Here is a 17,353-nt window from a genome sequence, read left to right on the forward strand (position 1 = left end):
CAGGCCCGGCAATGACATACTTGCCTAGGCAACTAAGTTAGCTCTCCCACCCACGGCAGCCGATCATGTCCAACGCCCCGCATTTCGACATCGACGTACCAACGTTCTGGGCCGATCCCTATCCGGCCCTGGCGCGGATGCGGAAGGAAGCACCGATCGCGTTCGTGCCGCAGCTGGGCTCGACCGTGTTCACACGGCGGGACGACATCTTCACCCAGGAAAAACGCATCGACGTGTTCTCCTCGCATCAGCCGGCGGGGCTGATGAACACGCTGATGGGCCACAACATGATGCGCAAGGATGGCGATGCGCATATGTCGGAGCGCGCGGCGATGTTTCCGGCGGTGTCGCCGCGCACCGTGCGCGACACCTGGGTGCGCCAGTTCCAGGCCCATGCCGACCGCATCCTCGACGAGCTCGTGCCGCAGGGCAAAGCCGATCTGTGCAAGGCGCTGGCGCTGCCGCTGTCGGCCGAATGCCTGAAGGACATCACCGGGCTGACCAACATGCGCTACCAGGACATGGATGCCTGGTCGCAGGCGATGATCGACGGCATCGCCAATTACACCGGGAACAAGGAAGTCGAAGCGCGTTGCCACGCCGCGACCTCAGGCATCGATGCCGCGATCGACGACATGATCCCGGTGGTGGCCCAACATCCCAACACCTCGATCCTCAGCGTGCTCCTGGCCTCGGGCCAGAACATGGAAAGCATCCGCGCCAACATCAAGCTGGCGATCTCGGGCGGCCAGAACGAGCCGCGCGACGCCATCGCGGGCGCGACCTGGGCGCTGCTGACGCATCCCGAACAGCTCGCGCTGGTCCAGGGCGGCAAGGCGAAGTGGCTCGACGTGTTCGAGGAATATGCGCGCTGGATCGCCCCGATCGGCATGTCGCCGCGCCGCGTTGCAAAACCGTGGTCCTATGGCGGCGTCGATTTCGAGCCGGAGGACCGCGTGTTCTTCATGTTCGGCTCCGCCAACCGTGACGAGGCCTGTTTCGGCGACCCTGACCGCTTCGACATCACCCGCAACACGTCAAAGAGCATCGCCTTCGGCGCCGGCCCGCATTATTGCGCCGGCGCCTTCGCCTCGCGCGCGATGGTCGCGGATGTCGCGCTGCCCGGTATTTTCACACGGCTCAAGGGTCTGCAACTCGACGAAAGCGAGCCGGTGCGGATCGGCGGCTGGGCGTTTCGCGGCCTGCTCAATCTGCCCGTGAGATGGAACGCGCACTAGTGTCACGCTTCACTAGGCTGTTGATCGCGGCCACAGATGCGGTTGCGTAATTGAAGCCGTCATCTAACGTCTGATATGACGCAGCCTGCGTTGACAGGCGGAGTAAGCACGTGGCCAACGACACCAAACAGGGACGACAGGGACCACAGGGCCCGCGCGGCGAGCCCGGACGTCCCGGACCGCAGGGGCATCCCGGACCGCCGGGCCTGGAAGGCCCGCGCGGCAAGGCCGGAGCGGACGGCAAGGCCGGCGCGCAAGGTAAAGCCGGACCGCAAGGTCCCCGCGGCGAGGCTGGTCCGCAGGGCAAGCCCGGTCCGCAAGGCGCAGCCGGTCCGCGCGGCGAACCTGGACCGCCCGGCCAGTTGCCCTCGATCGAGCAGGTCATGCCGTGGCTGCATCTGATTTTCGATGCCTGGGAAGATCACCGGAAAATGCGCGAGCGCGAGGCAGCGGAGCGTGAAGCTGCGGCACTCGAGGACACCGAACGCGAAGCCGCCGAGCGAGAGGCGCTCGAGACGGCCCTGCACGGTGATGATGGCGACGCTGATGATGACGACGATCGCCGCAAGGAAAAGAAGAAGCACAAGCGCAAACACAAGGACAAGAAGTAAGCGCGCCGCTCGGCGCCGCGGACGCGGCAACAAACGCGCGATTCAATGAGCGGCGCTGGGCCCGCGGCCAATATCCGGCAGCAGGCGCATCAGCCGAAAGCACCAGCGCATGACGCGATACCAGAGAAAACCCGCAATGGAGCCCGAAATCGCGAGAATGGCGATGATGGCGGGCTCGTAGCTTCCGCCCATCCACAGCATCCAGCCGGACCACAGCACGGTGAAAGCGATGGCGCTCAGTTTCAGGGGAATCGTCGGCTGCATGACACCCTCCACGGCAATCGGATGGTGCCAACCTATGCCCGGGGGACCGGCCGCACTGTGAGCTACGTCACGTGGGCTACGGACCCCCTGGAAAATGCGATGCGGATCGCCTCCAATTCAATTGCCGGGGCGCAGCCCGACCTACCCGAATCTCGCCCGCGATCGTTCCCGTGCCTTCTCGGCCTCGACCTCGCGGTCGCGGGCCGGTGCGTTGGTCTGCAGCGCCGCCAGCAGGCGGCGGGCGCTGTCGGAAACCTCGGTGACCGCGCGGTTGAAGGCCTCGGCATTGGCCTGCGACGGCGAGTTGAACCCGGACAGCTTGCGCACGAATTGCAGCGCCGAAGCATGGATTTCCGCGTGCGTCGCCGGCGGCTCGAAATTGAACAGGGTCTTGATGTTGCGGCACATGTGGTTCTCTCCTCGGGATGCAGGCTGGCCATTCCAGGGACGAACGGCCGATGCAAAATCCGACAGTTTCGACTATTCTGTCATGGATTGACCGGCGCGTTCACCCTCTCGGCAATGGCAATAGCGAGTTCCCGATGAACCACGTGACCTACAAGATCGTCGAGCATGACGGCGGCTGGGCCTATACCGCCAATGGCGTTTTTTCCGAACCGTATCCGACCCATGCCGCGGCGCTCGCGGCCGCGCGGCGCGCGGCGGCCGAGCAGCGGGTGCCCGGGCGCACCGAGGTGATCGAATACGAAACCGCTGACGGCAAGTGGCAGACCGAGACCGCGGCCGGCAACGACCGCCCGGAGACCGATGTCGAGGACACCGCCTAGCCGCGCGCAGGTTCGCGGTGCGCCGAAACAGCCCTTGTGATAGGCTCCCTGACAAGTGGCCGCACAAAAGAGCGCCGCATCAGGGGAGATCAGCATGAATTTTTCGCAAATCACATTAACGGCTGCACTCGCCTTGACCTCCTTCGCCGCGTCTGCCGCAGATTATCCGGCGCCCAAACAGGGCGACTGGATCGCCAAGGATTTCAAATTCCACTCCGGCGAAACCATGGAGCTGCGGCTGCACTACACCACGATCGGCGAGCCGACAGGCCAGCCGGTGCTGGTGCTGCATGGATCGGGCGGCTCCGCCACCAACATGCTGACGCCGACCTTTGCCGGTGAATTGTTCGGCCCCGGCCAGCCGCTCGACGCGGCGAAATACTACATCATCATCCCGGACGGGCTCGGCCACGGCAAATCGTCAAAGCCCTCCGACGGCATGAAGACGGCATTCCCGAAATACAATTACGAGGACATGGTCGACGCGCATTACCGCCTGGTCAAGGAAGGCCTCGGCGTGAAGCACCTGCGGCTGGTGATCGGCAATTCGATGGGCGGCATGCACACCTGGATCTGGGGCGGAAAATATCCGCAGTACATGGACGCGCTGGTGCCGATGGCCGCGCAGCCGACCGAGATGGCGGCGCGCAACTGGATGCTGCGACGGATGATGCTGGAGACCATCCGCAACGACCCCGACTACAACCGCGGCAATTACATCACCCAGCCGCGCATGATGAAATACGCCATCGCCGCCTATGGCATCGCCACCGGCGGCGGCACGCTGGCCTATCAGATGCTGGCGCCGACGGGCGCGAAGGCGGACAAGATGGTGGACGACCGGCTGGCGCTGCCGATTACGGCCGATGCCAACGACTTCATCTATCAGTGGGAAGCCTCGCGCGATTACAATCCGACCGCAGGCCTCGACAAGATCGAAGCGACGCTGCTTGCGATCAACGCCGCCGACGATGAGCGCAATCCGCCGGAGACCGGTGTCACCGATGCCGCGATGAAACGCGTCAAGAACGGCCGGCTGTTCCTGATCCCGGCCTCGACCGAGACGCGCGGACACCTCACGACAGGCAATGCGGCATTCTACAAGAAGCAATTGCAGGAATTGCTGCAGACCGCGCCGCAGCGGACGATGTAGGCCCGGAAGAAAGCGTGCAATGTCAACCAGCCGCTTTCGTCGGACCGCACTCGCGCTTTCCGATACGGTGGAGAGCGCGCATCACGGCAAGGCCGATTTCCGTGTCGGCAAACGGATCTTCGCTACGCTGGGCCATCCCGACGAAGACTGGGGCATGGTGAAGCTGACGTACGAACAGCAAGCGATGCTGGTAGAGGCGGAGCCCGAAATCTTCCGCCCGGTGCCGGGTGGGTGGGGCAAACAGGGCTACACCAATGTTCGCCTGGCCAAGGCCAATGCGGCGACGCTAAAAAGCGCGCTTACAATGGCCTGGCAGAATGTCGCGCCGAAGGCATCCGCCAAGCGACGCGGGATGCCACAATAGCAATTGCTGCAACCCCATCGCTCCTTTCGATGGCTGCATCATCTATCGTCGACACGCCGGGATATTCGGAATTCGGGACAACTACCCCATGGGACGTTGCGCGCGCGATTTTTGTCGGGGGTACCTTTCAGCCCGGCATGCAGAACGTTCACTTCCTGCAACTCGTATCGATCGGTGGCAGCGTCATGAGAAAAGATCACGTCAATGGTCGTGTACGACCATATCAGGCAAAGAACACACACAGGCGCGAAACGCACTTGAGGCAAGTAATATTGGAAATGGACGCGCGAACTGGCGCGGTCCCCGCGCATGTCCGGCACTTCCTGCGTTTGGACGTATTCCGCACCCATGCTGCGCATCACGGCATGGGCCGAGGCCAGTTGGCGATTCATCGACGCGTCGGACCCAGCAAGCTCTCTGACATGTGAGAGAAGCTGATCATTGAGATTGCTGTTGAAAGACGCTGTCGGGCCGCGAAAGCCATTGTCCGACGGCCAAAACACGCCATTCGACAGACCCGGCCATACAGTCCAGCGTTGCGCGCCGGCCCGAGACAGGATGCGCTCGTATTCAGCAACGCTAATCGAACCGACGCTGCATTTCTCCAGCCCGAGGAGTTCGGTAAAGCTGAAAGCCCAGAGCAGGACGGGGAGCGCAAACAGCAATCCCACGGGCGAAAGGAGGCCTATTGCAATCTTCGGATTCGTGCCCAACGCGTTTCCAATCGTGAAGGCGCCCGTAGAGCGGCTCCTTCCACCAACCACGGGCGGTCAGACCGCATGTTAGGCAACTTGCTGCCCCCGGCAGTTCACCACACATCCACCCGCAAGAAGATAGCACGTTCGTGCTGCGTCCATTTCAAGGCCGCAATCAGTTCGATGCGACGGCCGAGCGGCCAGCATCCGATTTCGCACCGCATCAAATTTGGGCCCGCCACATCGCTCATTATTTGAGCGTGCATCAGTTCGCCTGCTCCGCTTGAATTGTCATCGATACGATTCGAAAGACAACACGGTGGAGGATTGGATGCGAAGACTCGCGCAGCTCGCTCTGCTCGTGTGTCTCTGTGCGCTCGCAAGCGCCGCGCTCGCCGTCGACAGGGGCCAGTTCGAACATGTCCCGCCCGATATCCGCAACTGGTTCAAGAGTGTGATCGCGCCGAACGGCGTGCCCTGCTGCGATATTTCCGACGGCCATCGCACCTCCTACGACGTGCGCGACGGCGTCTATTGGGTGCCGATCCAAGGCCAGTGGATGGCGGTGCCCGACCGCGCCGTCATTCGCGATCACGGCAATCCGATCGGAGAGGCCGTGGTGTGGTACGTGCATCACCGCGGCAGCATTATCATCAGCTGTTTCGTGCCTGCGGACGCGGTGTAGGATTCCGGCAGCGTCCGGGATCGCAGGATGGAGAGATAATAGGTGGTCGCCGGAATACCGCGATGGTATCTTCACGTCATCGCGCCGCATTCACTCAGGAGATGTGCCTTGACCGACTTTGCCGCCAGCGACCTCGCCGCGATCTATCCTGCCCCCTCGCCGCGCGTGATCGCGAAGGCTCGCCCCGAGATCGACGTCCATGCGAAGAAATTCATCGGCATGTCGCCGTTCTGCGTGCTGGCCACGTCGGGCTCGGACGGCAGCGTCGACGCGTCGCCGCGCGGCGGCAATCCCGGCTTCATCCGTGTCGCCGGGCCGAGGGCACTGCTGATGCCGGACCGCTCCGGCAACAACCGGATCGACAGTTTTCGCAACATCGTCGAGGGAAGCGGCTTCGTGCAGCTGATCTTCTTCGTGCCGGGGATCGACGAGACGCTGCGTGTCGGCGGCAAGGGCAAGGTATCGGTGGATCCGGAGGTGATGGCGTCGATGGTCGAGTTCGGCAAGCTGCCGCGCGCGGTGCTGCACATCGACGTGCATGAAGCCTATTTCCATTGCGGCAAGGCGCTGATGCGATCAAAGCTGTGGGCGGGCGAAACGCGGGTTGAACGCGCTGTGATGCCCAGCATCGGCGAAGTCATTCACGACCAGACCGGCCTTGGCGAACGGGAAAGCCAGGAAGTGATTTACGAGCGGTACAAGACGCAGCTGTAGGGAACGCCGAGGCTGGTCCCGGGATCAGCGATCGGTCGCAGGACTGCTTGCGCTACCGGCCAGGCGAAGTTCGGCCAGTCGCGCTTCCCTGTCGGCAATCCATTGCTCTACTTTTTGGGCCTGGCTTGGGCCGAACTCAAATTCCCCCATCGGCGTGCCCGCATCGATCCAGCGCCGGTTGCTGGCAGGCAAGAGCCAGACAATCGCAGCGATGGCCGCCGCCGCGACCACAGCGAGCGCGCCCATCACGAAATCGGCCCACAAGAGATAGCCAAGGAAAACGGCAAGCGCGGCGAGCATGAACATGCTGCCGCGCTTCATCACCCGCCCATTACGCTCGAGATGCACATAATGCGATCTCAGCTCCGCCAGCTCTCGCTCGAGCCGGGCAATTTCCTCAGAGGGCGCCATCGCGCCTCCGCTCAGTGCTCGCTCTCGAGCCCGCCGACGTGCTTCTGGGTGTAGAGCTCAAGCCCGATGCGCTTGATCAGGTCGAGCTGGGTCTCGAGGAAATCGATGTGGTGCTCCTCGTCCTTCATCAGCTGCTCGAACAGGTCGCGTGAGACGTAATCCTTGACGCCGTGGCAGTGGGTGGCGGCTTCCTGGTACAGCGTGCGCGCCGATATCTCGGAGGCCAGGTCGCATTCGATGATTTCCAGGACGTTCTGGCCGATCCGCAGGGGATCGAGCACCTGCATGTTGGGAAAGCCGTCGAGGAACAGGATCCGGTCGGTGAACTTGTCGGCGTGTTCCATCTCCTCGATGGATTCCTTGCGCCAGACCTTGGCCATATTCAGCAGGCCCCAATTGTTCAGGAGCCGGTAATGCAGCCAGTACTGGCTGATCGCGGTAAGCTCGCTGCGCAGGCCCTTGTTGAGATAATCGATGACTTTTGGGTCGCCCTGCATTGGTGCACTCCGGGGTTTTGAGGCCAAATCGGCCCGAAACTGTATTTAGAACGTTTCTAAATCAGTTTGGAGGCAAGAGCAATGGTTCCCGCAAAAAGGAACCGAACTATCCCGCGGATTTGGAAGGTTTCAGGAGGCGGCGAGCGCGAACTCGTGGGCCTGCTCTTCGGTCACGGCGTGACTATGCGGGCAGCCCGAGCAGCAGGCCTTGGCGCAGGGACCCAGCGCTTGGTCGATGATGGCCTTGATGGTGCGCGCGCAGCGGCCGCACTCGGCGCTGCAGCCGAGGCATCCGTAGATCTGCTTCGGATTGCGCGGCAGGTCCGAAGCTGCACTGACGGCATTGCGGACATCATGGTCGCTGAGGACGTTACAGGAACAGACAATCATGAAGTCGGCAGGCCCTTCGGTGATGCTTACCCACTTCGATATTGAAGCGGCGGTCGCGATGCAAAAGGAAAAACAACACTTTCAAGCAATTCCAAACTGAGCCCAAGTCAGTTTGGAATGAGTCTAAAAAGCCTTGTCTTACAAGCACAATCGCAGGTTTCCCGCGCAGGCACTGTGACCTTAATCACCACCACCTCCACCACTATCAATCATCACTACTACCGCCGCTGTCGCTGTCACTACCGCTGTCGCTGTCGCCTCCCCCGCTATCATCGCTGGAGGAATCACTCGACGAGCTGGAGTCGTCGGACGAGCTGAAATTGTCGGACGAACAGCTGGAGCTGGAATTATCGGCCGGAGTGGAATTGTCGGACGAGCAGTTCGAACTGGAATTATCGCTGCTGAACAGGTTGGCGATGCTCGAGCCACTGCTGCCGCCGCCGCTACTGGAACCATAGCTGTCATCATCGCGGTCGCGATAGCGGTCGCTATCGCGCGACGAGCCGCTGGGCCATGCGCTGATATTGTACGTCCGGGCCACCACCCAGTAGAACATCACCGCCATGCCGCCGAGTGCGACCAGATATATTGGCATCCCGCTCATCCCGGAATCCTCTTCAAAAGCGGTTGGGTAGCAGGCCTTTTGCACCGCAATGAAGCCCAACCGCGTGCCCCTTGGTCGCCAAATGAGGCAGTCCCGTTCATTGATCATTTCAGCAAAATATGGAACTTTCCGCTCCGACGGACCGCTTTCCCGCCGTCCTTTGCTCCATCAGAAAGGTGAGGCCCATGAAGAAGACATTGATGGCGCTGACTGCCGTCACCGCTTTGGCTGTTTCCGCGGTAGCCGTTCCAGCTCCTGCCCACGCGCAGCGTGGCGTAGCGGCCGGCGTCGCAGCCGGATTGATCGGCGGCGCCATTGTCGGCGGCGCGATCGCCTCGCAGAACGGCTATTACGGTGGTCCGGGCTATTATGCGCCGGCTCCGGGCTATTACGGCGGCCCGGCCTATGTCGCCGAACCCGGCTACGGGCCGGACTGCATCTGGCAGAAGCAGCGCTTCTGGGACGGCTATGGCTGGCGCGTCCGCAGCGTCCGGGTTTGCGACTAGAGCATTGTCGGTTCTGATTTGGTCGGATCAGAACCGACGCTCGAAAACGCGCTGAACACCCGTTCACCTTCATTAAATCGCACGCAAAGTCCCGGAAACCCGATGGGTCTCCGGGACTTTGCCGTTCCACGGCCAGAAAAAACCGCTTTTTTCGGCCATCAAGCCCGCACGTTTACTTTCGGTTGACCGTTGTGCGCTCTTTTCGAAGCGGCCAATTCGAGTACGGCGTGTGTGCCTAACCCTAAACCCGGCGTCGGCTGATCAGGCGCCACCTCCAGGAGAGTCCCCAACATGAAGAAGACATTTGCTGCCTTCGTCGCGGCCGCAACAATTGCCGGTTCGCTCGCTGCGGCACCCGCACCCGCGAACGCCCAGCGCGGCGTGGCGGCTGGCGTGGTCGGCGGCCTGATCGGCGGCGCGATCATCGGTGGCGCCATCGCCTCCAGCCGCCCGGCTTACGGCGGGCCGGTGTATGTGGAAGACGCCCCCCCGGCCTGCCGCCTGGTTCGCGAGCGCTTCTGGGACGGCTACGGCTGGGCCTACCGCCGCGTCGAGGTCTGCCACTGATCTGACCGACCGGCGCGTCTAACGCGCCTTGCGAGTTCAAGCCCGGCCGGGATCCTCGGCCGGGTTTTTTCGTTCGCGCTGATGTCTTTTGCTTGCAGCATAGCTTCCGTAGCCCGGATGAGCGCAGCGATATCCGGGAACAAGGCGCGCACCGACCCGGATGTCGCTTCGCTCATCCGGGCTACGATCAACCAAGTCAACGCGACGAGCTGATCGAGCGCAGCACCGCTTCGCTTGGCCAGCAATCAACCTTCAGCCCTGCTTGCTTCTGATACGCCCCCAGCGCCGCGCGGGTCTGCATGCCGGCCTTGCCGTCGAGCTTGTCCTTGTAGAGGCCGATCCGCGTCAGATGACGCTGCATGGCATCGACGTCCTTGCTGCGCAATTGCGTCGATGCCGACCATGGCGTCGCGAATGGCAACGGGTTCGACATGCGGTCAGCAAGATGGCCGACGAACAGCACGTACAAATCAGAGAAGTTATATTCCTTGATCACGAAGTAGTTCTTGGTGGTCAGGAACGCCGGACCATAGATGCCTTCGGGCTGCAGCAGCGAGGCCGGCTGGGCCTGCTCGGCCGCACTCAATTTTTGTCCGCGCACCGGCACGAAGCCCGCGCGCAGCCATTCGCCGATCGGCTTCGTCACCTCGGGCACGCCCATGGTGCAGTCGGCATTATCAGGCGCGCGCACTTCATAAGCCCAGCGCAGGCCCGGCTGCCAGCCCTTGTTGACGAGCTGCTGGGCGGCGGAGGCGAGCGCGTCGGGCACCGAATTCCAGATGTCGATGCGGCCGTCGCCATCGAAATCGACACCATGCTTGTAATATTCGCCCGGCAGGAATTGCGTCAGGCCGGTGGCGCCGGCCCAGGACGAGCGCATGTCCTTGCGCGTCACGGCGCCCTCGCCGAGGATCTTCAGCGCCAGGATGAATTCGGCGCGGTACTGATCCTTGCGCCGGCCGACATAGGCCTGTGTCGCCACCACGCGCACGGTGTCGTAAGGCAATCGATGACGGCCATAGTCGGTTTCGCGGCCCCAGATCGCGAGCACGACCGTGGCGGGCACACCGAAGCGGCTCTCGATCTGGCTGAGCGCTGTGCGATGCTTTTGCATCAGCTTCTGCCCCTCTGCCGCCAGCCGCGCGATCGAGGCCTCCTTCACATAATCGGCCGGCACCTGCACGAACTCGGCCTGCGACGGCGCGCCGGTGGCGGGCCGTCCGGGCAGGATCAGGTCGGGCAATTTGTAATCCGGCTCGAGGCCGCGGGTCTCGGCGTCAAACGTCGCCCGCGATACGCCGGCGGCCTGCGCCTCCGGCCACAGCGAGGCGATGAACTGCGTGAAGCCGGCATCGGCGGCGTGAACCGGGCGCGTTGCTCCCAGCGTCATCGCCGCCAAAATCAGGACCGCCGCTATCGCGCTCTGTCGCAAGACCGAATCCCTTCGATCGACATGCCGCCCGTCAATGCGAGACGGCGTGTTTGGCGTTCTCCGTGGAATCATTCGACAGCTTGTCGACATAGGCAATGCCGATCGCCGACAGAATGAAAACCGTATGGATGATGGTCTGCCACATCACGCCGGTTTCGGTGTAGGCGCTCTTGCCCGAGGACAATGCACCGGCCTCGATGAAAGTGCGCAACAGATGGATCGACGAGATGCCGATGATCGCCATCGCGAGCTTGATCTTGAGCACGCTGGCGTTGACGTGGCTGAGCCATTCCGGCTGGTCGGGATGCCCTTGCAGATTGAGCCGGGAGACGAACGTCTCGTAGCCGCCGACGATGACCATCACCAGGAGGTTCGAAATCATCACCACGTCGATGAGGCCGAGGACCGCCAGCATGATCTGCTGCTCGCTGAAATCAAAGGCGTGAGCGAACAGGTGCCACAACTCCTTCAGAAACAGCACGACATAGACGCCCTGCGCGACGATCAGGCCGATATAGAGCGGCAATTGCAGCCAGCGCGAACTGAAGATCAGGAACGGGATCGGACGCAATGCCTTCCTCTCAGCTGGGGGCGGCAAGGGCGTTTCCGGCGTCATGGACATGGTCGGGGGTCTTTCTGTGCGGGACTCAAGTGGGCAATCGCGGCCAATCTAATAGCCGGATATGGCACATTCCGGACGAGCGGCATTGAGCGGCCATTTGGCGCAGGCCGAGTAGCGCCTGCGACACGGCTTCGTCATCTCAGCGCGAACCACAACTCAGCGCGTCAGCTTCTTGTACTTCACGCGGTGCGGAATGATGGAGTCCTGGCCGAGCCGGCGCATCTTGTCCTTCTCGTAATCCTGGAAATTGCCTTCGAACCATTCGACATGGCTGTCGCCTTCGAAGGCGAGGATGTGGGTGGCGATACGGTCGAGGAACCAGCGGTCATGGCTGATGATGACGGCGCAGCCGGCGAAATTCTCCAGCGCCTCTTCCAGCGCGCGCAGCGTGTCGACGTCGAGATCGTTGGTCGGTTCGTCGAGCAGTAGCAGGTTGGCGCCCGACTTCAGCATCTTGGCCAGGTGCACGCGGTTGCGCTCACCGCCCGACAGGGAGCCTACCTTCTTCTGCTGGTCGGCGCCCTTGAAGTTGAATGACGAGCAATAGCCGCGTGAGTTCACCTCGCGCTTGCCGAGCAGGATCAACTCGTTGCCGCCGGAGATTTCCTCCCACACGTTCTTCTTGCCGTCGAGGTCGTCGCGCGACTGGTCGACGTAACCGAGATGCACGCTTTCACCGACGGTGATCGTGCCCTTGTCCGGCGTCTCCTGCTGGGTGATCATCCGGAACAGCGTGGTCTTGCCGGCGCCGTTGGCGCCAATCACGCCGACGATGCCGCCGGGCGGCAGCTTGAAGGTGAGATCGTCGATCAGCATGCGGTCGCCAAAGCCCTTGCTGAGGCCTTCGAAGTCGACGACGTTCTGGCCGAGCCGCTCGGCCACTGGAATCGTGATCTGCGCGGTCTGGGTCTGCTTCTCGCTGGCCTGCTTCAGCAGGTCCTCGTAACGCTGGTAACGCGCCTTGGACTTGGCCTGGCGCGCCTTCGGTGACGACGCAATCCACTCCTGCTCGCGCTCAAGCGTCTTCTGGTGCGCGGCGTCCTCGCGGCCTTCCTGCAACAGGCGCTTCTGCTTCTGCACCAGCCAGGACGAATAATTGCCCTCGTAGGGAATACCCTTGCCGCGATCGAGCTCGAGGATCCAGCTCGTGACGTTGTCGAGGAAGTAGCGGTCATGGGTCACGATCAGGATCGCGCCGGGATAGTTGCGCAAATGGCCTTCCAGCCACGACACCGACTCGGCGTCGAGATGGTTGGTCGGCTCGTCCAGCAGCAGCAGGTCCGGCTGGTCGAGCAGCAGCTTGCATAGCGCGACGCGGCGGCGCTCACCGCCCGACAGCTTGGTGACGTCGGCATCGTCGGGCGGGCAACGCAGCGCGTCCATCGCCTGGTCGACCTTACTGTCGAGATCCCACAGGCCGGCGGCCTCGATCTCGTCCTGCAGCTTGGTCATCTCGTCGGCGGTCTCTTCCGAGTAGTTCATCGCCAGTTCGTTATAGCGATCGAGAATCGCCTTCTGCTTGGCGACGCCCAGCATGACGTTCTCGCGGACCGTCTTGGTCTCATCGAGATGCGGCTCCTGCTCGAGGTAGCCGACCCGGGCGCCCTCGGCGACCCAGGCCTCGCCGTTATATTCCTTGTCGAGGCCGGCCATGATCCGGAGCAAGGTCGATTTGCCGGAGCCGTTGACGCCGAGCACGCCGATCTTGGCGTCCGGGTAGAACGACAGATGGACGTTATCGAGCACCTTGCGGGTCGGGTAGCTCTTGGTCAGACCCTGCATGAAATAGACGAACTGGCGAGCCATCGCGATCCCTTGAAACCAGAGGATTTATGGAAATTTGCTGCCGCTGATGTAGCGGCGCGGCCCCCAAAGGGCAACCGCAGGGGCGCGTTTTCTGTTCGTTCACCACGGATGAATACGGGATGGTCACCATGTGCGCGTCTGTGTGCGCCAGATCACGACAATTGAAACCTTCTTTTAATAAATCAGGCCAAAAGTCGTTCAAGACGCCGAAAAACGGCGTCTCCGCGGCGAAACCGCGAATGGCAAACCAGAGACCTGAGTCATGGCGACGACCAGTTCGGCATCCCTTTCCACCCCGGCGCACGGCCACGGCCTTGCAAAGCCGCTCGCTGAACTTCGCAACTTCTGGCGCCAGTTCGTGGCCAAGGCCTTCAACCCCTACCGCCCGGAACTGCACTATATGCGCGGCCCCGGCCCCGCCTGGCGCGCCAAGCACATCTCCCGCTCGAACTGAGCTTCCCGGAATTTTGACCTGGCCCTGCTTCTAGGCCGCTTGCGCGCCTCTCGATTGCGCGCGACCATGGCGATCTCCCCTGACGGCCCAATTCCGCCGTCACCCTCGCCATGATCGGACTTTCCAATGACGCGGCTGCGCTGTGCAATCCTCGACGACTATCTCGATGTGGCCCTGAAGGTCGCGGACTGGTCCCAAATCGCCGACCGGGTCGACGTCACCGTCTTCAACCAGCCGTTTGCGAACGCGGAAACCGCCGCCAGTGCGCTGAAGGATTTCGAAATCATCTGCGCGATGCGCGAGCGCACGCCGTTTCCCCGCGCCCTGTTTGCGGCGCTGCCGAAACTGAAACTGCTGATCACCTCGGGCATGCGCAATGCCGCGATCGACATGGAAGCCGCCAAGGATCAGGGCGTGGTGCTGTGCGGCACCCAATGGGGCCGCGACCCAACCGCCCCCCTGACCATGGGCCTGATCCTGGAACTGACCCGCAATATCGGCCGCGAGAACGCGCGGATGCATGCCGGCGAACCGCTGCAGAAATTCGTCGGCATGGAAATCGAGGGCCGCACGCTTGGGGTGATCGGCCTCGGCAAGCTCGGCACCAAAGTGTCAAAACTGGCGCAGGCCTTCGGCATGAACGTGATCGCCTGGAGCCCGAACCTGACGCCCGAAAAATGCGCGGAAGCCGGCGTCGGCTACGCCTCCAAGGAGGAATTGTTCGCGACATCAGACATCGTCACCATCCACGTCGTGCTGGGCCCGCGCTCACGCGGGCTGGTCGGGCGGGAAGATCTCGCGCGCATGAAACCGACCGCCTACCTCGTCAACACGGCGCGAGGGCCGATCGTCGACGAGGGTGCGTTGCTGGAAACGCTGCAACAGAAAAAGATCGCGGGCGCCGGCATAGACGTGTTCTCGGTCGAACCGCTGCCGGTCGATCATCCGTTCCGAAAACTCGACAACCTCGTGCTGACGCCGCATCTCGGCTACGTCACCGAGGACAGTTTTCGCAACCACTATCGCCAGATGGTCGAAGGCATCGACGGCTGGTTCAAGGGCGAGGCGCCGCGTAAGCTGGCCTGAGAGCGCAGGCCTCAGTCAGGCCGCATTTCTATCCGCCACCTGCCTCGCGACCATTGCAAATCCCTCTCGCCAGGATGAATAGGCCTGCCGCCAGCCCAGTTCCTGCCTCGCCTTGGCGTTCGAGCCGGCCCGCACCTGGGTCATCATCGAGACCATATGCTCACCCGCCAGCAGCCGGCCGAGCCAGGCCGGCACGTGAAATGGCGGCTTGGCGCCGAGAATGCCTGATAGCGCCGGCAGCCAATCCCTGACTTGCGCCGGCTCATCGTCGACGATGTTGTAGATGCTGCCGGGCCGGCCATGCTCAATGGCGGCAACGGTCGCGGAGGCCGCGTCCTCGACGTGCACGAACGACCACCAGCCGCCGCCGTCGCCGATCAGCGGCACGCGGCGATGGCGCAACTGGCCGATCATGGCTGACGACAGCATACCGGTATCGGGTCCATAGAACGATCCGTAGCGCAGCACGATGCCTTCAGGGGCGACTGATGCGGTCACGGCCCGCTCCAGATGCTGGATCGCTTCGAGCGTGGGGCGCAATTCCTGCGGCGGATCAGCATCGAGTTCATCGACCTCGGTTTTGACCGGTCCGCCACCGCTGCCATAGGTCCAGCCGCAAAAGCTCTGGGCAATGAAACGCTTCGCGCCGGCATCGCGCGCCGCAACCAGCAGAAAATCGGTGCCGCGCGTTCGCAGCTGATTGGTGGTGGCGAAGGCGCGATCGAAACGGCGCAGATCCGTCACCGCGGCAAGATCGGTCATCTCATCGATGACGACATCGGGCTTCGCCGACATCACGGCGGCATGAACGGCCGGGGCGTCGAGGCCGTCGGCCACGACCGGTTCAGCCCCCAGCCGTTTGACGGCATCGGCGTTCGCCGCCGTCCGCGTCATGCCGGTGACGGAATGACCGGCCGCAACCAATGCAGGAACGAGTTCGCGGCCAACGGCGCGGGTGGCGCCCGCAACGAAAATTCGCATGCTGAGGTTCCTTCTGCTTGCCGCCCAGCCTCTGATGTCGGCGGCAAATAGTCGGAAGAAATGTGAATTCAAGCGTGCGAATGTGGCAGCCGAACGGGGCACGGCGCGCACCTCGCGCCCAACAAAAAAGGCACGCTTTCGCGTGCCTTTTTTAAACGATGTCGATCTCGAACCAGCGCCTAGCGCACCGTCACCGGCGCGGGCAGCGGGGGCACCACGGTCGGCTGCATGCCGGGAACCGGGGCGAGTTGCGCCTGAGTCGGCGCACCCTGAGCAGCGGCAGGCGGCAAGCCTTGTGCGGGTGCCAAGCCTTGGGCAGGCGCGGCCGAAGCGGTCGCAGTTCCAGGCGGCGGGCCGCCGGGCATTACGACGACGCGGGTGCCGACTTTGACGCGTTCGAACAGGTCGGACACGTCCTCGTTCAGCATGCCGATGCAACCCGACGAGACGAACTTGCCGATCGTCGAGGGCTGGTTGGTGCCGTGGATGCGGTAGACGGTCGAACCCAGATACATCGCGCGGGCGCCCATCGGATTGCCAGGGCCGCCGGCCATGAAGCGCGGCAGATAGGGCTGGCGCTCGATCATCTCGGACGGCGGATGCCAATCCGGCCACTCGGCCTTGCGGCTGACCTTCTGCACGCCGGTCCAGGTGAACCCGTCGCGGCCGACGCGGACGCCATAGCGGATCGCGCGGCCACCGCCGAGCACGTAATAAAGGTAGGTGTTCGGCGTATCGACGACCAGGGTGCCGGCGGGCTCCTTGGTCGCGAACGAAACTTCCTGACGGCGCAGATGTGGCGGGAGCTGCACGGGCGCCGCTTCCGGCTGTTCTTCCGGCGGCAAGGCGGAAAGCACCATCGGTCTGCCGTCGGCGCCGACGGCGGGTTGCTGCTGCGGTTGCAAAGCGCCGGTGACGGCGGGTCCGCCGCCGACGGCTTCCGGCGGACGCATGCGATCATCACCGGGAACGCGACGACCATCACCGCGGTCCGAATAGATCACGGGTGGCGGACCGGCGGGCCGACCGTAACGCGGGTCATCTGGCGAAAGAATCGGGCCCGTAGGCATCGGCTGGCCGCGGTCCGAATAAACCGGCGCGCCGGCGGGACGGCCGTAACGCGGATCATCCGGCGAAAGGACGGGGCCTGTGGGCATCGGCGGGCCGCGGTCGGAATACATCGGCCGGCCGTAGCGTGGGTCGTTCGGCGAAAGCACCGGGCCAGGCGGCGGCAGCGCGGTCGAACTCTGGGCGTTCGGCGCCTCGTCGTCTTCCAGGTCGTCGAAATCGGCTGTGCCGGGTCCGCGGCGTTCATCGACGCCATAACCACCGGGAACATACTGTCCCGGAGCCGCCGAATAGACGGGGCCTGGGGGCAGCGGATAGCCCTGCTGTGCCTGGGCAAGCGAGGTTCCCGCCATTGCAGCAGCAATGGCAGCGCTGATCGTCAGAATACGGTTAATCATCATCGCTCTTGTATAGTCC

23 protein-coding genes are annotated in these 17,353 nt (G+C 63.1%); 11 read left to right on the top strand and 12 right to left on the bottom strand.

Annotated features, from left to right (window positions below; genetic code table 11):
* Positions 1–65 precede the first annotated feature (65 nt).
* The gene (locus tag JQ575_RS14425; RefSeq protein WP_212033846.1) at positions 66–1,238 is read left to right on the top strand and encodes a cytochrome P450; all 1,173 of its coding nucleotides are present in this window, start codon (positions 66–68) and stop codon (positions 1,236–1,238) included.
* A gap of 110 nt (positions 1,239–1,348) precedes the next feature.
* Entirely contained in the window at positions 1,349–1,849 is a 501-nt protein-coding gene (locus JQ575_RS14430; RefSeq protein ID WP_212033848.1) for a collagen-like protein, read from the top strand.
* A 42-nt stretch (positions 1,850–1,891) separates the two neighbouring features.
* Here JQ575_RS14430 and JQ575_RS14435 read toward each other — a convergent pair whose 3' ends face one another.
* On the bottom strand, positions 1,892–2,113 hold the full coding sequence (locus tag JQ575_RS14435) for a hypothetical protein (RefSeq protein ID WP_212033850.1): 222 nt from the start codon (positions 2,111–2,113) through the stop codon (positions 1,892–1,894).
* Between the two features lie 141 nt (positions 2,114–2,254).
* Positions 2,255–2,521, bottom strand: a complete 267-nt coding sequence (locus tag JQ575_RS14440; RefSeq protein WP_212033852.1) for a DUF2277 domain-containing protein — start codon at positions 2,519–2,521, stop codon at positions 2,255–2,257.
* Positions 2,522–2,655: 134 nt separating this feature from the next.
* Between JQ575_RS14440 and JQ575_RS14445 the strand changes: the two genes are divergently transcribed.
* The 3 genes from JQ575_RS14445 (at position 2,656) to JQ575_RS14455 (ending at position 4,418) form a co-directional block, all read left to right on the top strand.
* Positions 2,656–2,901 (top strand): DUF2188 domain-containing protein, encoded by a 246-nt coding sequence (locus JQ575_RS14445; RefSeq protein WP_212033854.1) that lies wholly within the window; start codon positions 2,656–2,658, stop codon positions 2,899–2,901.
* 94 nt (positions 2,902–2,995) lie between these two features.
* Positions 2,996–4,054, top strand: a complete 1,059-nt coding sequence (locus JQ575_RS14450) for an alpha/beta fold hydrolase (RefSeq protein WP_212033856.1) — start codon at positions 2,996–2,998, stop codon at positions 4,052–4,054.
* A gap of 19 nt (positions 4,055–4,073) precedes the next feature.
* The gene (locus JQ575_RS14455; protein ID WP_212033858.1) at positions 4,074–4,418 is read left to right on the top strand and encodes an MmcQ/YjbR family DNA-binding protein; all 345 of its coding nucleotides are present in this window, start codon (positions 4,074–4,076) and stop codon (positions 4,416–4,418) included.
* A gap of 38 nt (positions 4,419–4,456) precedes the next feature.
* On the opposite strand, the gene JQ575_RS14460 is transcribed toward JQ575_RS14455, so the two are convergent.
* Complete coding sequence (locus tag JQ575_RS14460; RefSeq protein WP_212033859.1) at positions 4,457–5,131, bottom strand: hypothetical protein; 675 nt, start codon at positions 5,129–5,131, stop codon at positions 4,457–4,459.
* A 313-nt stretch (positions 5,132–5,444) separates the two neighbouring features.
* Between JQ575_RS14460 and JQ575_RS14465 the strand changes: the two genes are divergently transcribed.
* Positions 5,445–5,798 carry a hypothetical protein gene (locus JQ575_RS14465; protein WP_212033861.1) on the top strand — a complete coding sequence of 118 codons (354 nt, stop codon included), beginning with the start codon at positions 5,445–5,447 and terminating at the stop codon, positions 5,796–5,798.
* Positions 5,799–5,906: 108 nt separating this feature from the next.
* Positions 5,907–6,512, top strand: coding sequence for a pyridoxamine 5'-phosphate oxidase family protein (locus JQ575_RS14470; protein WP_212033863.1), 606 nt, complete (start codon positions 5,907–5,909; stop codon positions 6,510–6,512).
* A gap of 24 nt (positions 6,513–6,536) precedes the next feature.
* Here JQ575_RS14470 and JQ575_RS14475 read toward each other — a convergent pair whose 3' ends face one another.
* The 4 genes from JQ575_RS14475 to JQ575_RS14490 all read right to left on the bottom strand — a co-directional run bounded on the left by JQ575_RS14475 (position 6,537) and on the right by JQ575_RS14490 (position 8,474).
* Entirely contained in the window at positions 6,537–6,923 is a 387-nt protein-coding gene (locus JQ575_RS14475; RefSeq protein ID WP_212033864.1) for a hypothetical protein, read from the bottom strand.
* 11 nt (positions 6,924–6,934) lie between these two features.
* Complete coding sequence (gene bfr, locus JQ575_RS14480) at positions 6,935–7,420, bottom strand: bacterioferritin (protein ID WP_212033866.1); 486 nt, start codon at positions 7,418–7,420, stop codon at positions 6,935–6,937.
* Positions 7,421–7,549: 129 nt separating this feature from the next.
* Positions 7,550–7,810, bottom strand: coding sequence for a bacterioferritin-associated ferredoxin (locus JQ575_RS14485; protein WP_212033867.1), 261 nt, complete (start codon positions 7,808–7,810; stop codon positions 7,550–7,552).
* A gap of 205 nt (positions 7,811–8,015) precedes the next feature.
* A complete protein-coding gene (locus JQ575_RS14490) occupies positions 8,016–8,474 on the bottom strand; it encodes a hypothetical protein (RefSeq protein ID WP_212033869.1) in 459 nt (152 codons plus the stop codon).
* 125 nt (positions 8,475–8,599) lie between these two features.
* Between JQ575_RS14490 and JQ575_RS14495 the strand changes: the two genes are divergently transcribed.
* Both JQ575_RS14495 and JQ575_RS14500 read left to right on the top strand, forming a co-directional pair.
* Positions 8,600–8,920, top strand: a complete 321-nt coding sequence (locus JQ575_RS14495; protein ID WP_192740040.1) for a hypothetical protein — start codon at positions 8,600–8,602, stop codon at positions 8,918–8,920.
* 291 nt (positions 8,921–9,211) lie between these two features.
* Positions 9,212–9,487: a hypothetical protein gene (locus JQ575_RS14500; RefSeq protein ID WP_212033871.1), complete on the top strand. Its 276-nt coding sequence runs from the start codon at positions 9,212–9,214 to the stop codon at positions 9,485–9,487.
* A gap of 196 nt (positions 9,488–9,683) precedes the next feature.
* Here JQ575_RS14500 and JQ575_RS14505 read toward each other — a convergent pair whose 3' ends face one another.
* The 3 genes from JQ575_RS14505 to ettA all read right to left on the bottom strand — a co-directional run bounded on the left by JQ575_RS14505 (position 9,684) and on the right by ettA (position 13,347).
* The gene (locus JQ575_RS14505; RefSeq protein ID WP_249166657.1) at positions 9,684–10,877 is read right to left on the bottom strand and encodes a lytic murein transglycosylase; all 1,194 of its coding nucleotides are present in this window, start codon (positions 10,875–10,877) and stop codon (positions 9,684–9,686) included.
* A 73-nt stretch (positions 10,878–10,950) separates the two neighbouring features.
* Positions 10,951–11,541, bottom strand: coding sequence for a TIGR00645 family protein (locus JQ575_RS14510; RefSeq protein WP_212033875.1), 591 nt, complete (start codon positions 11,539–11,541; stop codon positions 10,951–10,953).
* Between the two features lie 156 nt (positions 11,542–11,697).
* On the bottom strand, positions 11,698–13,347 hold the full coding sequence (gene ettA / locus JQ575_RS14515) for an energy-dependent translational throttle protein EttA (protein WP_212033877.1): 1,650 nt from the start codon (positions 13,345–13,347) through the stop codon (positions 11,698–11,700).
* A gap of 262 nt (positions 13,348–13,609) precedes the next feature.
* Here ettA and JQ575_RS14520 point away from each other — a divergent pair, with 262 nt between their 5' ends.
* Positions 13,610–13,801 (top strand): hypothetical protein, encoded by a 192-nt coding sequence (locus JQ575_RS14520; RefSeq protein ID WP_212033879.1) that lies wholly within the window; start codon positions 13,610–13,612, stop codon positions 13,799–13,801.
* A gap of 126 nt (positions 13,802–13,927) precedes the next feature.
* Positions 13,928–14,887 (top strand): D-2-hydroxyacid dehydrogenase family protein, encoded by a 960-nt coding sequence (locus JQ575_RS14525; RefSeq protein WP_212033881.1) that lies wholly within the window; start codon positions 13,928–13,930, stop codon positions 14,885–14,887.
* A 15-nt stretch (positions 14,888–14,902) separates the two neighbouring features.
* Here the strand turns inward: JQ575_RS14525 and JQ575_RS14530 are convergent, their stop codons facing one another.
* Entirely contained in the window at positions 14,903–15,868 is a 966-nt protein-coding gene (locus tag JQ575_RS14530) for an NAD(P)-dependent oxidoreductase (RefSeq protein ID WP_212033882.1), read from the bottom strand.
* A gap of 179 nt (positions 15,869–16,047) precedes the next feature.
* Positions 16,048–17,337, bottom strand: coding sequence for a L,D-transpeptidase (locus JQ575_RS14535; protein ID WP_212033884.1), 1,290 nt, complete (start codon positions 17,335–17,337; stop codon positions 16,048–16,050).
* Positions 17,338–17,353: the final 16 nt, after the last annotated feature.

Origin of the sequence: Bradyrhizobium sp. JYMT SZCCT0428 (assembly GCF_018131075.1) — a bacterium.
Classification (GTDB): Bacteria; Pseudomonadota; Alphaproteobacteria; order Rhizobiales; family Xanthobacteraceae; genus Bradyrhizobium.

Excerpts from the sequence above, each read along its gene's own strand:
- JQ575_RS14425 (WP_212033846.1), top strand. The coding sequence starts at position 66 with ATGTCCAACGCCCCGCATTTCGACATCGACGTACCAACGTTCTGGGCC.
- JQ575_RS14435 (WP_212033850.1), bottom strand. The coding sequence starts at position 2,113 with ATGCAGCCGACGATTCCCCTGAAACTGAGCGCCATCGCTTTCACCGTG.
- JQ575_RS14440 (WP_212033852.1), bottom strand. The coding sequence starts at position 2,521 with ATGTGCCGCAACATCAAGACCCTGTTCAATTTCGAGCCGCCGGCGACG.
- JQ575_RS14445 (WP_212033854.1), top strand. The coding sequence starts at position 2,656 with ATGAACCACGTGACCTACAAGATCGTCGAGCATGACGGCGGCTGGGCC.
- JQ575_RS14450 (WP_212033856.1), top strand. The coding sequence starts at position 2,996 with ATGAATTTTTCGCAAATCACATTAACGGCTGCACTCGCCTTGACCTCC.
- JQ575_RS14455 (WP_212033858.1), top strand. The coding sequence starts at position 4,074 with ATGTCAACCAGCCGCTTTCGTCGGACCGCACTCGCGCTTTCCGATACG.
- JQ575_RS14465 (WP_212033861.1), top strand. The coding sequence starts at position 5,445 with ATGCGAAGACTCGCGCAGCTCGCTCTGCTCGTGTGTCTCTGTGCGCTC.
- JQ575_RS14475 (WP_212033864.1), bottom strand. The coding sequence starts at position 6,923 with ATGGCGCCCTCTGAGGAAATTGCCCGGCTCGAGCGAGAGCTGGCGGAG.
- bfr (WP_212033866.1), bottom strand. The coding sequence starts at position 7,420 with ATGCAGGGCGACCCAAAAGTCATCGATTATCTCAACAAGGGCCTGCGC.
- JQ575_RS14485 (WP_212033867.1), bottom strand. The coding sequence starts at position 7,810 with ATGATTGTCTGTTCCTGTAACGTCCTCAGCGACCATGATGTCCGCAAT.
- JQ575_RS14495 (WP_192740040.1), top strand. The coding sequence starts at position 8,600 with ATGAAGAAGACATTGATGGCGCTGACTGCCGTCACCGCTTTGGCTGTT.
- JQ575_RS14500 (WP_212033871.1), top strand. The coding sequence starts at position 9,212 with ATGAAGAAGACATTTGCTGCCTTCGTCGCGGCCGCAACAATTGCCGGT.
- JQ575_RS14505 (WP_249166657.1), bottom strand. The coding sequence starts at position 10,877 with ATGACGCTGGGAGCAACGCGCCCGGTTCACGCCGCCGATGCCGGCTTC.
- JQ575_RS14510 (WP_212033875.1), bottom strand. The coding sequence starts at position 11,541 with ATGTCCATGACGCCGGAAACGCCCTTGCCGCCCCCAGCTGAGAGGAAG.
- ettA (WP_212033877.1), bottom strand. The coding sequence starts at position 13,347 with ATGGCTCGCCAGTTCGTCTATTTCATGCAGGGTCTGACCAAGAGCTAC.
- JQ575_RS14520 (WP_212033879.1), top strand. The coding sequence starts at position 13,610 with ATGGCGACGACCAGTTCGGCATCCCTTTCCACCCCGGCGCACGGCCAC.
- JQ575_RS14525 (WP_212033881.1), top strand. The coding sequence starts at position 13,928 with ATGACGCGGCTGCGCTGTGCAATCCTCGACGACTATCTCGATGTGGCC.
- JQ575_RS14530 (WP_212033882.1), bottom strand. The coding sequence starts at position 15,868 with ATGCGAATTTTCGTTGCGGGCGCCACCCGCGCCGTTGGCCGCGAACTC.
- JQ575_RS14535 (WP_212033884.1), bottom strand. The coding sequence starts at position 17,337 with ATGATGATTAACCGTATTCTGACGATCAGCGCTGCCATTGCTGCTGCA.